14 protein-coding genes and 2 pseudogenes are annotated in these 12,505 nt (G+C 37.9%); 7 read left to right on the top strand and 9 right to left on the bottom strand.

The window, feature by feature from the left end; genetic code table 11:
• Window positions 1-83 precede the first annotated feature (83 nt).
• Window positions 84-761: a monofunctional biosynthetic peptidoglycan transglycosylase gene (gene mtgA / locus L950_RS21145; protein ID WP_021188518.1), complete on the bottom strand. Its 678-nt coding sequence runs from the start codon at window positions 759-761 to the stop codon at window positions 84-86.
• Between the two features lie 307 nt (window positions 762-1,068).
• Here mtgA and mutS point away from each other — a divergent pair, with 307 nt between their 5' ends.
• Complete coding sequence (mutS, locus tag L950_RS21140; RefSeq protein ID WP_021188517.1) at window positions 1,069-3,678, top strand: DNA mismatch repair protein MutS; 2,610 nt, start codon at window positions 1,069-1,071, stop codon at window positions 3,676-3,678.
• Here mutS and L950_RS21135 read toward each other — a convergent pair.
• The gene (locus tag L950_RS21135; protein WP_021188516.1) at window positions 3,675-4,853 is read right to left on the bottom strand and encodes a hypothetical protein; all 1,179 of its coding nucleotides are present in this window, start codon (window positions 4,851-4,853) and stop codon (window positions 3,675-3,677) included. The genes mutS and L950_RS21135 overlap by 4 nt on opposite strands.
• 97 nt (window positions 4,854-4,950) lie before the next feature.
• Between L950_RS21135 and L950_RS21130 the strand changes: the two genes are divergently transcribed.
• The gene (locus L950_RS21130; protein ID WP_021188515.1) at window positions 4,951-5,658 is read left to right on the top strand and encodes a tRNA1(Val) (adenine(37)-N6)-methyltransferase; all 708 of its coding nucleotides are present in this window, start codon (window positions 4,951-4,953) and stop codon (window positions 5,656-5,658) included.
• 1 nt (window position 5,659) lies between these two features.
• Window positions 5,660-6,154 carry a metallophosphoesterase family protein gene (locus L950_RS21125; protein WP_021188514.1) on the top strand — a complete coding sequence of 165 codons (495 nt, stop codon included), beginning with the start codon at window positions 5,660-5,662 and terminating at the stop codon, window positions 6,152-6,154.
• 4 nt (window positions 6,155-6,158) lie between these two features.
• Here L950_RS21125 and L950_RS21120 read toward each other — a convergent pair whose 3' ends face one another.
• A complete protein-coding gene (locus tag L950_RS21120) occupies window positions 6,159-6,494 on the bottom strand; it encodes a MerR family transcriptional regulator (RefSeq protein WP_021188513.1) in 336 nt (111 codons plus the stop codon).
• Window positions 6,495-6,693: 199 nt separating this feature from the next.
• On the opposite strand from L950_RS21120, the gene L950_RS21115 reads away from it, so the two are divergent.
• Complete coding sequence (locus L950_RS21115) at window positions 6,694-7,035, top strand: hypothetical protein (protein ID WP_021188512.1); 342 nt, start codon at window positions 6,694-6,696, stop codon at window positions 7,033-7,035.
• Window positions 7,036-7,099: 64 nt separating this feature from the next.
• On the opposite strand, the gene accD is transcribed toward L950_RS21115, so the two are convergent.
• Complete coding sequence (accD, locus tag L950_RS21110; protein WP_021188511.1) at window positions 7,100-7,942, bottom strand: acetyl-CoA carboxylase, carboxyltransferase subunit beta; 843 nt, start codon at window positions 7,940-7,942, stop codon at window positions 7,100-7,102.
• Window positions 7,943-8,062: 120 nt separating this feature from the next.
• Here accD and L950_RS28915 point away from each other — a divergent pair, with 120 nt between their 5' ends.
• Window positions 8,063-8,233 carry a hypothetical protein gene (locus L950_RS28915; RefSeq protein WP_021188510.1) on the top strand — a complete coding sequence of 57 codons (171 nt, stop codon included), beginning with the start codon at window positions 8,063-8,065 and terminating at the stop codon, window positions 8,231-8,233.
• An 8-nt stretch (window positions 8,234-8,241) separates the two neighbouring features.
• On the opposite strand, the gene L950_RS21105 is transcribed toward L950_RS28915, so the two are convergent.
• From L950_RS21105 to dprA, 4 genes and pseudogenes are all read right to left on the bottom strand, one after another.
• A complete protein-coding gene (locus L950_RS21105; RefSeq protein WP_021188509.1) occupies window positions 8,242-8,469 on the bottom strand; it encodes a DUF6814 family protein in 228 nt (75 codons plus the stop codon).
• Window positions 8,462-9,708, bottom strand: a pseudogene (locus L950_RS21100) (MFS transporter). The gene L950_RS21105 and the pseudogene L950_RS21100 overlap by 8 nt, the downstream one beginning before the upstream one ends.
• An 8-nt stretch (window positions 9,709-9,716) precedes the next feature.
• Window positions 9,717-9,944 carry a hypothetical protein gene (locus L950_RS36835; RefSeq protein WP_316930722.1) on the bottom strand — a complete coding sequence of 76 codons (228 nt, stop codon included), beginning with the start codon at window positions 9,942-9,944 and terminating at the stop codon, window positions 9,717-9,719.
• Between the two features lie 24 nt (window positions 9,945-9,968).
• The gene (gene dprA / locus L950_RS21095; protein ID WP_021188508.1) at window positions 9,969-11,060 is read right to left on the bottom strand and encodes a DNA-processing protein DprA; all 1,092 of its coding nucleotides are present in this window, start codon (window positions 11,058-11,060) and stop codon (window positions 9,969-9,971) included.
• A 154-nt stretch (window positions 11,061-11,214) separates the two neighbouring features.
• Here dprA and L950_RS21090 point away from each other — a divergent pair, with 154 nt between their 5' ends.
• Both L950_RS21090 and L950_RS21080 read left to right on the top strand, forming a co-directional pair.
• Window positions 11,215-11,445, top strand: coding sequence for a hypothetical protein (locus L950_RS21090; RefSeq protein WP_021188507.1), 231 nt, complete (start codon window positions 11,215-11,217; stop codon window positions 11,443-11,445).
• Between the two features lie 340 nt (window positions 11,446-11,785).
• Entirely contained in the window at window positions 11,786-12,040 is a 255-nt protein-coding gene (locus tag L950_RS21080; RefSeq protein WP_021188505.1) for a hypothetical protein, read from the top strand.
• A 100-nt stretch (window positions 12,041-12,140) separates the two neighbouring features.
• Here L950_RS21080 and L950_RS21075 read toward each other — a convergent pair.
• A pseudogene (locus L950_RS21075) lies at window positions 12,141-12,488 on the bottom strand (16S rRNA (guanine(527)-N(7))-methyltransferase RsmG); the annotation flags it as partial.
• Window positions 12,489-12,505 lie beyond the last annotated feature (17 nt).

Below are 12,505 nucleotides of genomic sequence, written 5' to 3'. Positions count from 1 at the left end.
AGTAAACGAGTGTTGGTAGATAATAAAAGAAGCGATGATTTGATCAATCATCGCTTCTTTATTATAACCTCATCATATTTTTGCTATTCTGGTATTTGGTAATGATCCATGTAACGAACAATACTATTTGCTCTACGATTCACATAAGCTGATGGATTTCGGGCATCCCACTGTCTTGGATTGGGCAGGATTGCAATGATCAGTGCGGCTTGTTTCTTTGATAATGTAGATCCTGATTTTTTGAAGTAATACTGGGATGCAGCTTCTGCTCCATAAACACCTTGCCCCATTTCAATAACATTGAGATAGACTTCCAGAATTCTTCTTTTACTCCAGAATGTTTCGATTAAAACAGTAAAGTAAGTTTCTAAACCTTTTCTGAGCCAAGAACGCTTTGGCCACAGGAATACATTTTTTGCTACCTGCTGACTGATTGTACTTCCCCCACGTAATTTTTTTCCATCTTTATTTTTCTCTATAGCTTTTTGAATAGCTTCAGTGTCAAAACCCCAGTGCGTCATGAAATGAGCATCTTCACCTGCTATCGCAGCACGTTTTAGGTTGTCCGAGAGCTCATCGTAATTTAACCAATCTTTTTCCAGTTTAAATCCTTTATCAGCTGCCTGTAACTCAAATCCACGTTGGATCATGAGCCAGGTAATAGGTGGATTGATGAGTTTAAGTGCGAGTACCCAAAATAGAGTTATTGCAAAGAAACCGCCAACAATACGTATTGACCAAGTTTTAACTTTTTTTGCCAACCTGTTTGAACCTTTTTTTTCTTTACTTGATTCGTTCTTTTAATTGCCATATCTTTTGAAAAACAATGCAAAGGAACGAAATATTTTGCCCAATTGTTATGTTCAGTATTGTTTATGATATGCTTTTTTTAGATGTTAGTTTTTACAAGCCTAAGATTGAGGTATTGGATATTCTTCGGTATGTATGCATATTGAAAAATGATTTAAGGCGAAAAGGGAATTAAGTTTTTCATATTCTACGAGATCGTTTGTCTAATCAGGTAGATTATGTTATTTTTACGGCTTATTATCAATAAACGAAATCCAATTGGCAAAGGCAGAAAAAAAGGTAACCCCATTAATGCAGCAGTACAATGCGATCAAGGTGAAATATCCAGGTGCATTATTGTTGTTCCGTGTAGGTGATTTTTATGAAACATTTGGTGAAGATGCCATTAAGGCCGCCAGTATTTTAGGGATCGTACAAACAAAGAGAGGAAATGGAACCGAATCGGAAACTGCTCTGGCAGGTTTTCCGCATCATTCTCTGGAGACTTATTTGCCAAAACTTGTCCGTGCAGGTCAGCGTGTAGCCATCTGTGACCAATTGGAAGATCCTAAGCAAACCAAAACCATCGTTAAACGCGGAGTGACAGAATTGGTGACTCCTGGCGTTTCTTATAATGATAATATTGTCCAACAGAAGTCGAACAATTATTTAGCCTCAATTTATATTGAGAAAACGCAGATCGGAATTTCTTTCTTAGATATTTCTACCGGTGAGTTTTTAGTCGCTCAGGGTACGCAGTCTTATATTGACAAACTTTTGCAGGGATTTAAACCTACTGAAGTCATCATGTCGCGTAAGCAATCCAAAGAATTTTTGGAGCTATTCGGTAGTCAGTATTATACATATACGCTAGACGAATGGCCTTATACTGGAGATTACGCAACAGAGCACTTATTGAAACATTTCGAAGTTAATTCGATGAAAGGTTTTGGTATCGACCGGATGCCTATTGGGATGGTTGCTGCCGGTGTTGCCTTACATTATCTGAATGAAACAGAACACCGCAATCTGCAGCATATTTCTAATATTTCGCGTATTGAAGAAGATCGTTACATGTGGTTAGATCGTTTTACAGTTCGTAATCTCGAACTGATCGGATCTGCAAATGAAAATGCGACGACTTTATCGGATGTTTTGGACCAAACTGCTTCTCCCATGGGGGCGCGTTTATTAAAACGTTGGATTGTAATGCCATTGAAAGATCGTAAATCAATTCAAGAGCGTCTCGATGTGGTTGCTTACTTTTCTGAGCATAAAGATTTGCGTGATGCCTTGATTCAAGAGATTAAGTATGTAGGCGATCTTGAGCGGCTTATTTCTAAAATTGGTCTTCAGAAAGCTTCACCCCGCGAAATTGTACAGTTGAAACGTGCCTTATATGCTGTTGAAAAATTAAAGGAGCTAACAAATCAAGAAAATTCTGAAGCCCTTCGAGCCATTGCTGATCAGCTGGATGTCTGTCGTATCATTCGTGATAAGATTGAAAAAGAAGTTTTCGCAGAACCTCCTGTTGCCTTGAATAAAGGAAATGTAATTGCTGATGGTGTGGACGATGAATTGGACCGTTTACGTAAGATCGCTTTCGGAGGAAAAGATTATTTAATCGAAATCCAAAAGAGAGAAGCAGAGGCAACTGGTATCCCTTCCCTTAAGATTGCTTTTAATAATGTTTTTGGCTATTACTTAGAAGTTACCAATACACACCGTGATAAGGTACCTACAGAATGGATTAGAAAGCAGACTTTGGTGAATGCCGAACGCTACATCACCGAGGAGCTAAAAGAATATGAAGATCAGATTTTAGGTGCTGAGGAAAAAATTCAGGTCATTGAGAATCGTCTTTATGCCGAATTGTTAATTGCTATTGCGGCTTTTATTAAACCGATTCAATTGAATGCCCAGTTACTGGCGAAATTAGATGTGCTTTTGAACTTTGCTGTTATCGCAGAAAAGAATTATTATGTTCAGCCCGAGATATCAGAAAGTAAAGCATTAGATATTAAAGGTGGTCGTCACCCCGTTATCGAAAAGAAAATGGCCATTGGTGAAGATTATATCACGAATGATGTTTACTTGGATAATACCACGCAGCAGATTATCATCATCACTGGTCCCAACATGGCCGGTAAGTCGGCGCTCTTGCGCCAAACGGCATTAATTGTACTCATGGCTCAGATCGGTTCTTTTGTTCCTGTAAAGGAAGCAAAGATAGGTCTTGTGGATAAAATCTTTACCCGGGTAGGAGCATCTGATAATTTATCGTCCGGTGAATCAACATTTATGGTTGAAATGAATGAAACGGCCAGTATCATGAATAACCTCTCTGACCGGAGTTTAATTTTATTGGATGAAATTGGTCGAGGAACAAGCACTTATGATGGTATCTCTATCGCTTGGGCTATCGCTGAATTTCTTCACAACCATCCTGCAGCTAAGGCCAAAACATTGTTTGCTACTCATTATCATGAATTGAATGAATTGACCAATTCCATGCCCCGCATCAAGAATTATAATGTGACGGTTAAGGAGATGAACAATAAGGTTATATTCTTACGTAAGTTAGTTCCAGGAGGCTCAGAACATAGCTTTGGTATCCACGTAGCTAAATTAGCAGGTATGCCACCAAAATTACTATCCCGTGCAAATGAAATCTTAAAAAGATTAGAGCAGGAGCGGACTGGTGGCGAACAGATTAAAGATAGTATGCGCAAAATCCAAAAGCAAGCCTATCAATTACAGATGTTTTCGATTGATGATCCCGTCCTTGAAAAAATCCGTGATATGCTGAATAATTTGGATGTGAATACGCTGACTCCTGTGGAAGCGCTTATGAAATTGGATGAGATCCAGCGGTTATTGAAAAATTAGAATCTGAAAAATAATTCGATACTTCCGTAGTGGTTGTAGATGTTGCTGAGCAGATTATGATCCCACTGGTATGGGGTATAATGATATCCAGCTTCTATTCCTATATAATTTTTTCCCTTAATCTGACGCATTCCTGCCATACTAAGTCCCAAGTGCATAGTATTCACAGTATGTAATTTTGTGGAATTTCCGCCGGATATATAATCGCCATAGCCATCGTAATAACCATCTGTATAGATGTCTTCAGATATTCCTGTGTCGACCATATCTATTCCGATATTAAGTTTAGGAATGACAATATATTTGGTGTTATCATAGATTTTGTAACCGACAGCTCCGCCAAAAAATAAACCGAAATTGGAATTCACAGATTCGCTCTGATCGTAATAATTGTAGTCAAAATTTTTATCGTTGCTATTGATACGGACCTTAAATCCTCCTTCAAATATAAATGACTTTTGGAGCGAGCTCATAATAGTAAAACCAAGAGAAAGATTAGGTCCAAATGTGGTTTTTTTTCCACCTAAAGGACCATATACACCTATATACGGAAGAAAACCTATCTTAGACTTATTGTAATAATCTGCTAAAGCTAATGTCTCCTCCTGTTCCTCTTTTACTGCATGCTCTTGTTTTTCAGGTACCGTTTGTTTTACAGATGATGCCTGGTTACGCAATAACTCTTCGTTCGAAAAAAGATTTAAGATGTCAATTTCTGCATCGGAAAGCGTATAGGATTGAGACTGCAATAAAGCTTTTGCACGTGTTTTAATGAGCTGGTCGATCGGATGTCTCAGTGGAACATAATTATACTGCTGTTTATTAGATTCATACTGATAGGCAAAATCCTCTCTTGCAGCATCACGAAAGCGGTTCAGTAATTGTTCATCAAAACCATTGTCTAAATAGCGCTCGATGGCATTGCCACTACTTTGTTTAGCGATGATCAAATGTACTATTTTGATTCGCTGAACAAGTTCTATAGTCCCACAGCTTTGTTCTATCTGAACTAAGATCGGTGCTAATTTATCGTACTGGTTTGCATTTAATATCTTAGTCAAGGGGTCAAGCGAGCTGTTGATCGTTATTTCGCATTTATCTTGTGCAAAGGATGAAGGAATGATCGTGAATAGGGTGATAATACTGAAGAGAATAACAGAAATATATCGATTCATACGTATTTGTTTTTATTGACCTAAAGTAATAAAAATTTATTCAAATATTGTAAAGATCAAATAGTGCAACGGTTTTAAAAGAATTATCTTTGTGACAATGGCTTCTATATTTCAGTTTAAAGAGTTTGCCGTTGATCAATCTGATTGTGCGATGAAAATTAATACCGATGCTGTGTTATTAGCTTCACTCGTTCATGTTGAATCCTCGGAACGTATATTAGATATTGGTACAGGTACAGGTGTGATTGCGCTTATGTTAGCACAGCGCTGTGCGGATAGTGAAGTGATCGCTGTGGAAATTGACCCTGCAGCCGCGAAGCGGGCAGCAATAAATTTTAGAAACTCCAATTTTGGAGACCGAATGGTGATGCACGCTTGTTCATTTCAAGATTTTACTGATACAGGTTCTTTTGATTTTATTATTTCTAACCCGCCATTTTATACCGATTCGTTGCATAATCCCGATGCAAGGAAGAAGTTGGCCAGACATACCGATCTTCAGTTTTTCAACGAGCTGTTGACCTTCGCCGCAGACAAACTACAGGTAGATGGGCAATTGGCTTTGATCGTTCCAAAACTATTGGCCGATGAACTGAAGGAGATTGCGGAAACCTTGGATTTATGTTTAAAAGAGGATATTCAGATCCGATCTTTCGAAGCTGATGCCATCATCCGTAAGATTATTGTTTTTCAGAAAGCTTATCGTGGAGTTTCAACAGTTTCTGATTTTATAATTTATGAAGCGAAAGGTGTTTATTCAGAAATGTATAAGACCGCTTTGCGACCTTATTTTTTAGCTTTTTAGTATGACAAGAATTGGATTGATATCAGATACACATGCTTATCTGGACGAGTCGGTGTTTAAGCACTTTGAAAACTGTGATGAAATCTGGCATATTGGTGACTTTGGGAATGCCGAAATTGCTGACCAACTGGAAGGTTTTAAACCTTTACGTGGAGTTTATGGCAATATCGATGATCAAGGACTACGTCATCGTTTTCCCGAAGATCTGAGATTCAAATGTGAAGGTGTAGACGTTTGGCTGACACATATCGGCGGGTATCCCGGTAAGTATGCACCACGGATAAAGAAGGAAATAACAGCTCATCCTCCCCAGCTTTTTATTACGGGGCACTCGCATATCTTGAAGGTGATGTATGATCAGAAGTTAAAATGCCTGCATCTAAATCCAGGGGCTGCGGGAAAACAGGGCTGGCACAAAGTGAGAACACTTATGCGCTTTGAAATTAATGGCAGTAAAATTGAAAATTTAGAAATTATTGAACTTGCAGGAAGGTAGCTCGCTATAAGCTGTCGCGTACTTCCAATAAAAAGCTCTTTAATTTTTCTAAAGAATCGACGACACGCTGATTTTCTTTAGCTTCAGATTTATTTGTACGCAGATATTCACGTGCACCTTGAAGGGTATAACCTTTATCTTTAACAAGATTGAAGATGATTTTTAAATTAGCAATATCATCTTGGGTAAATAGACGATTTCCTTTTTTATTCTTTTTTGGTTGAATAATATCAAATTCACGCTCGTAGAAACGAATTTGGGAGGCGTTGACATCAAACATGGTTGTCACTTCACCCATCGTGTAATACAATTTATTAATTTCGCGCTCTTTGTAAGGCATACTAATCTGTTAATTTTTATATAACAAACTTAGATAAATTTGTTGAATATCGTTGCACCTAATATAAAACAAATTTATCGTTCTCTCCTCTACCATCAAGAATTATTTTATAGAGGAAATATACAATGTAAGATAGATAATAAAAATTATCTATCTTGATTCGTAGTAATTTATAGAATTGGATTTAATTTGAAAAGATATGATTTTGGTTAGTCGGTTTTGGACAAAAGTATTTTCATGGGGAAAGGCTGATGCCATTACTATTTATCCTTTTATTTTTCTAAAGAAGCGTATATTTAAAGATAACCGTCAATTGATCAATCACGAGCAGATACATATGAGGCAGGCGGTGGAATTACTCATCATATTCTTTTATATCAGTTATCTTATTGAATTTTTATTTCGTTATCTGCAGTACAGAAATTTCCATCAAGCTTATCTGAATATATCTTACGAGCGGGAGGCTTATTCGAATGAGGCTGATTTTGATTATTTGTCCAAGCGGAGATTTTGGGCTTTTCTAAAGTATCTAAAAAAATAAGAGCTCCAATAGTAGGAGCTCTTATTTTTCGGTGTTCCACCGAAGATATTTTAGGGACCGATTATTATTTAATCAATCTCAAGTATGTTGATACTTTTTCTTTTAATTGTCTTCTGTCTACGATAAAATCCAGGAAACCGTGCTCTAAAATAAATTCTGAAGTCTGGAATCCTTTAGGAAGATCTTTTTTGATTGTTTCTTTGATAACACGTGGACCTGCGAAACCGATTAAAGCTCCTGGTTCAGCAATATTGATATCTCCTAACATGGCGTAAGAAGCGGTAACACCTCCTGTCGTTGGATCTGTAAGCAAACACACATAAGGCAATTTTGCTTTAGCTAATAGGGCTAATTTTGCCGCTGTTTTTGCCATTTGCATCAATGAGAATGCAGCCTCCATCATACGGGCTCCACCTGATTTGGAGATCAACATAAAAGGAATGTTATGTTCGATACAGTAATCGATGGAACGTGCAATTTTCTCACCTACTACAGAACCCATTGAACCTCCGATGAAGTTAAAGTCCATACAAGCGATAACCAGTTCCTGTCCATCGATCTTACCATGGCCAGAACGAATAGCATCAACCAGACCTGTTTTAGCCTGACTTTCTTTTAAGCGTTCTGTATAAGGTTTTGAATCGAAGAAATTGATCGGGTCACCTGAGCTTAATGTCGGGAATAATTCAGTAAACTCGTTATTATCAAAAATGATTGAAAAATAAGCTGCAGAACCAATTCTAAGGTGGTATCCACAGTATTGACAAACGTAATTGTTTTCGATTTGTTCAAGGTTCAACAACGGTTTTTTACATGATGGACATTTGTTCCACAATCCGTCTGGCGCCTCTTTTTTATTTTCTGTTGCCGTGTTAATTCCGGCTTTATCTCTTTTAAACCAACTCATACGATAGTTCTAATTCAGTTACAAATAAACAAAATTATTTTGTTTAGTAGAAGTATTCCTTAAAATTGCTGTGTATTTACGATTTGTGAAAGGAAGCTGACCCGAAATTTGGGCATAAAAATGGGTAAGCTCCTTTTATCGCACCGCTCAACCAAATACCTTGCTTTGTTCCCAACCTGGGGGAGTCAATGGGAGCTGGTCGTAAAAGACTTACCCGTCACAAAAGTAGAAAAAAATCCTTCTAAAGAAAGATATTTTGCTATTAGTGCTTACTTCGCTGATAGTCAATAAGAATAATTTTAAGTCTTGTCTTTTCCATACTCGCCACAGAGCGAATAATACCCAAAAAGACCTAGACCAAGTGAGATAATTGGTGTTAAAATGAACATAATAATGATTCCGAATACTAAATCTTCTTGATGTCCGATCATTATTTTAGGAATTGCGAGTTCAAAAAGACAAAAGTATGCAGTGAATAGGGCTAGTGCAATCCAAAGAATCCCTAATATTTTTTTTAGCTTATCCATTGTTGAGGTGATTAGGTTTATTTTTAATATACAACGATCCGATTATGAAACATACAGCCGCAATAATGATCGGATACCAGAGTCCTGCCAAATAAAATTCAGGATCCTGAGCAATCTGTGCATTTGTTGTCAGGTAAGTCGAAATTGCGGGCAATAAGCCTCCGAAAATGCCATTACCGACATGGTAAGGTAAGGACATGGATGTGTAACGAATTTTAACCGGAAACATTTCCACCAGAAATGCTGCGATTGGCCCATACACCATGGTGATGTATATGATCTGAATAAATATCAATGCTGTCAAACCTATGCGGTTACTACCATGCACAGTTACCGTTTTTTTAATGAGCGTTTCATGTTCGCTCGATTGATCGTGGCTTATTTGTTGAGAACGTGTTCCATCAGTATACTGAATAATCGTTTGAAGCTTGTTATCGGCCAATTTTAATGTTTTGGTTGAGCTCACTTCTTTTGTGCTGGTATCTGCTAGCTGGTACATCGCTTTGTATATAGGTCTATAGGTACAAAGTGCCAATAACATACCCAATAGCATAATCCATTTACGACCCACTTTGTCACTTAACCAGCCGAAAAGAATAAAAAATGGTGTTCCGATCAGCAATGCTGTTCCTAAGATCATATCTGCTTCGTCGGAATTGAGGTGCATCACGGTTTTCATGTAACTCATGGAATAGAATTGTCCCGTATACCATACGACTCCTTGTCCCATAGCTGCGCCAAATAAAGCAAGCAACACAAATTTTAAGTTATACCGGTTTCCAAAGCTTTCTTTTAAAGGATTTTTGCTTGTTGTACCCTCTTCTTTCGCTTTGCAAATTCGGGCGATTCACTCATGTTTTTACGGATGAGGTAAGACACATAGACCATCAATATGGATAGAATAAATGGAACACGCCATCCCCAGGCGTCAAATTGTTCTTCGGTCAAGATGTATTTTGTTACGAGTATAACAACCAAAGAGATAAATAAACCGAACGTTGCTGTCGTCTGTATCCAAGATGTCCAATAGCCACGTTGACCTTCAGGGGCATGTTCTGCCACATAAGTTGCCGCTCCACCATATTCACCACCAAGTGCCAGCCCTTGCAATAAACGTAAGATCAGTACCAGTAAAGGGGCAAGAAAGCCAATGCTCTCATAGCTGGGTATACAACCGATCAAGAAAGTGGCACCTCCCATGAGCAACAGTGTAACCATAAATGTGTATTTTCTTCCGATAAGGTCTCCTAATCTACCAAAAAAAGTGCACCGAATGGTCTGACAACAAAACCAGCAGCAAATGTGGCTAAGGTAGAAAGGAAAGCCGCAGTCGGATTGTCCGCAGGGAAAAATTTGGTTGAAATGACGATGGATAAACTTCCGAAGATAAAAAAGTCATACCATTCAATCAGTGTTCCCATGGAGGACGCACCGATTACTTTCCAAATAGTTTTGGTATTTGTATTTTCTTTCATTTAGATTTATAAGGTTGTTTAGGTTTAAATTTTATACATTTTTCCAGGTAAAGAGGTGATATGACCATTCATCTCCATTTCGAGTAAAATCATCGCAAGTTTACTTTGTGGCCAGTTACAGTAACGCGTGATGTCGTCAATACCCACTTGCTGTTTACCCTGGAGAAAGAGATAGAGGTGCAACTGATCTTTATCTAACTCAGCAGGTAGGAGTGGGAGCTGTATACCTGTTTGCTTTTCTGGAGTTTCCCAGTTCATTAGGTAGCAAAGATCTTTCGCATCCCTTATTAGATGTGCGCGGTTGGTTTTAATTAAATAATTACAACCTGCCGAATAAGGCTGATCTATTGCTCCCGGGAATGCGCATACATCGCGGTTATAGCTATTTGCTATTTCTGCAGTAATGAGCGCGCCTCCCTTTGTGGCCGCCTCTATGACAATCGTTACATCAGACATGCCTGCTATAATGCGATTTCGCATAGGGAAATTTTGTCGGTCAAGATTACTATCTGAAGGAAATTCGGTTAGTAATCCACCCTGTTGAAGCATTGCTGACGCTGTTTCTCTATGAGCCGCCGGATAAATCCGGTCTAGTCCATGTCCTAATACACCCACTGTTGGTATCCGATGCAGTAAAGCATTTTTGTGAGCCATGATATCGATGCCATAGGCCAGTCCACTCACAATTGTGGTATCAAGAGGCTGCATCTGTTCAATGAGCGTATTGCATATTTTGCGACCATAGCTGGTGGCATTTCTCGTTCCGACAATGCTGACCATACGTTCTTTATTGAGGTCGGCATTCCCTTTGTAATATAAAACCAGTGGTGCATCCTCACAATTTCTCAATTTCTGAGGATAATCCGAATTATCTATCCATAAAACTTTTATCTGGTGTTTTTCAACAAATGCCATTTCTTTTTCGGTTGCTTCCTGATAGTTTTTCGACGCGATTTCATTAGCTGTTCGACTGTTTACTCCTGGAATTTTTGCTAAAGTGCTGGCATTTGTCTCTAAGATTTCTTGCACAGAACCGCAGTGCGTAAGCAAAGCTCGCGCAGTTTTAGGTCCTACCCCCTTAATTTTGGTAAGTGCTATTTGATGGTAAAAGTTCATATTCGGTTATTTAAAGATAATAATATTTTACTGAAATTCAGGCTTAAACAGTTTTACTTTTGATGTGAAAAATGATTAGAAAAGAATTTTACTTTCATATTTTAGAGAATTATGAGATAGCTTGTATCTTTGTTTGAAATAAAAATATATGACTATGGAAATGAAAGAACCGTTTGATATAGAAATTGAAGATATTGTTTACTCGGTATTCCCAGAAGAGGAAGATACTTATGTGATTTTTAAAGAAGGGGTAGAATATGTACAGATTATTAAAGATACAGAGAATCTGTGGTTGAAAACCAATCCCGAGACTGGTTTACCAATGTTTGGTATGGACGAAGAGATTAATGCGATTGGCAAAAAAATTATAGAAGAATTGGGTTAATAATTCAAGATAGATAGACAGTTAAACAAAGTTAAAATCGTCGTTCGTATTTCTTTTGTTATTATTTTTAAATAACTAATTATAAAGAAATGAATCCAGGTCGCTTATTTTTTTTGCTGTCTATCTGTCTGCTTTTATTTTTTAGCCGGGCCAAATCTTCATCGGCTCATTTTGTTTTTTCCTATCAAGATACCACTCTTCGGAATAAAAAAATAATTAATCAGGATACCAACATACTGGATACTGCGCTAATAGTTGGGGAAAAATTAACGGCGGAAGAGAAAATGGCCGAAAGCAGGTTACATATAAGTCCATATACTTTTGGGGAGATACCAAAAATATGGTGACCTTACCACATCAGGGCGGTCTTGCCGTTAATCTCAATAAGTTGTATAATCTTTTGAGTAAGAAGGGCCGTGCTTCTCGGAGACTTCAAAGACTATTCGAGCGGGAGTTCGAACAAGACAAAGTCTTAGCACAATGGACTGCGTTAACGGAAGCTTACACTCCTTTGACGGGAGACTCTTTGGTTAAATTTCGGGCTTATTATGAACCTACCTCCAAATGGTTGCGCAAGGCAGACCATTACGATTAGATCGCTTATGTACAGCACAGTTTAAAAAACTACCTCGATTCTTTCGAAATCATTCATCAACGTCTGAGTCTCCCTAAATTAGAAATCTTAAATCCCTAAATTACATCGGAACATAAACGACATATTTCGTTTCAAAGAAATCTTCTTTAAAATAATCGGATAGTGGGTGCAGCTCAGCTTTCAGTCGTGACTCTTTAATTTCTTCTTTAAGATCACCACCTTTTAGATATAAGATACCGTTAGGAATTCCATTTTTATCCTGTTTAAGGAATTTATTGCGGATCCAAGGAGCAAAATCTGCTAATCGTGTTACAGCACGTGATACAACAAAATCATAATTGTCGTCCAATTGTTCTGCACGGATGTGATCTGCTTCAACATTCTCAAGTCCTAAAGCAGACGCAACTTCGCGAACAATCTTAATTTTTTTCCGGATCGAATCTACTAATGAAATTTACTTCAGGA

The organism is Sphingobacterium sp. IITKGP-BTPF85 (assembly GCF_001006065.1).
In the GTDB taxonomy this organism is placed as follows: Bacteria; Bacteroidota; Bacteroidia; order Sphingobacteriales; family Sphingobacteriaceae; genus Sphingobacterium; species Sphingobacterium anhuiense.
Note: the sequence above shows the minus strand (reverse complement) of the source record. Positions and strands in the feature narration are given on the sequence as shown.

Bases quoted from the DNA above. Each gene is read 5' to 3' on its own strand.
- L950_RS21135 (WP_021188516.1), bottom strand. From the start codon at position 4,853: ATGAATCGATATATTTCTGTTATTCTCTTCAGTATTATCACCCTATTC.
- L950_RS21130 (WP_021188515.1), top strand. From the start codon at position 4,951: ATGGCTTCTATATTTCAGTTTAAAGAGTTTGCCGTTGATCAATCTGAT.
- L950_RS21125 (WP_021188514.1), top strand. From the start codon at position 5,660: ATGACAAGAATTGGATTGATATCAGATACACATGCTTATCTGGACGAG.
- L950_RS21120 (WP_021188513.1), bottom strand. From the start codon at position 6,494: ATGCCTTACAAAGAGCGCGAAATTAATAAATTGTATTACACGATGGGT.
- L950_RS21115 (WP_021188512.1), top strand. From the start codon at position 6,694: ATGATTTTGGTTAGTCGGTTTTGGACAAAAGTATTTTCATGGGGAAAG.
- accD (WP_021188511.1), bottom strand. From the start codon at position 7,942: ATGAGTTGGTTTAAAAGAGATAAAGCCGGAATTAACACGGCAACAGAA.
- L950_RS28915 (WP_021188510.1), top strand. From the start codon at position 8,063: ATGGGTAAGCTCCTTTTATCGCACCGCTCAACCAAATACCTTGCTTTG.
- L950_RS21105 (WP_021188509.1), bottom strand. From the start codon at position 8,469: ATGGATAAGCTAAAAAAAATATTAGGGATTCTTTGGATTGCACTAGCC.
- L950_RS36835 (WP_316930722.1), bottom strand. From the start codon at position 9,944: ATGAAAGAAAATACAAATACCAAAACTATTTGGAAAGTAATCGGTGCG.
- dprA (WP_021188508.1), bottom strand. From the start codon at position 11,060: ATGAACTTTTACCATCAAATAGCACTTACCAAAATTAAGGGGGTAGGA.
- L950_RS21090 (WP_021188507.1), top strand. From the start codon at position 11,215: ATGGAAATGAAAGAACCGTTTGATATAGAAATTGAAGATATTGTTTAC.
- L950_RS21080 (WP_021188505.1), top strand. From the start codon at position 11,786: ATGGTGACCTTACCACATCAGGGCGGTCTTGCCGTTAATCTCAATAAG.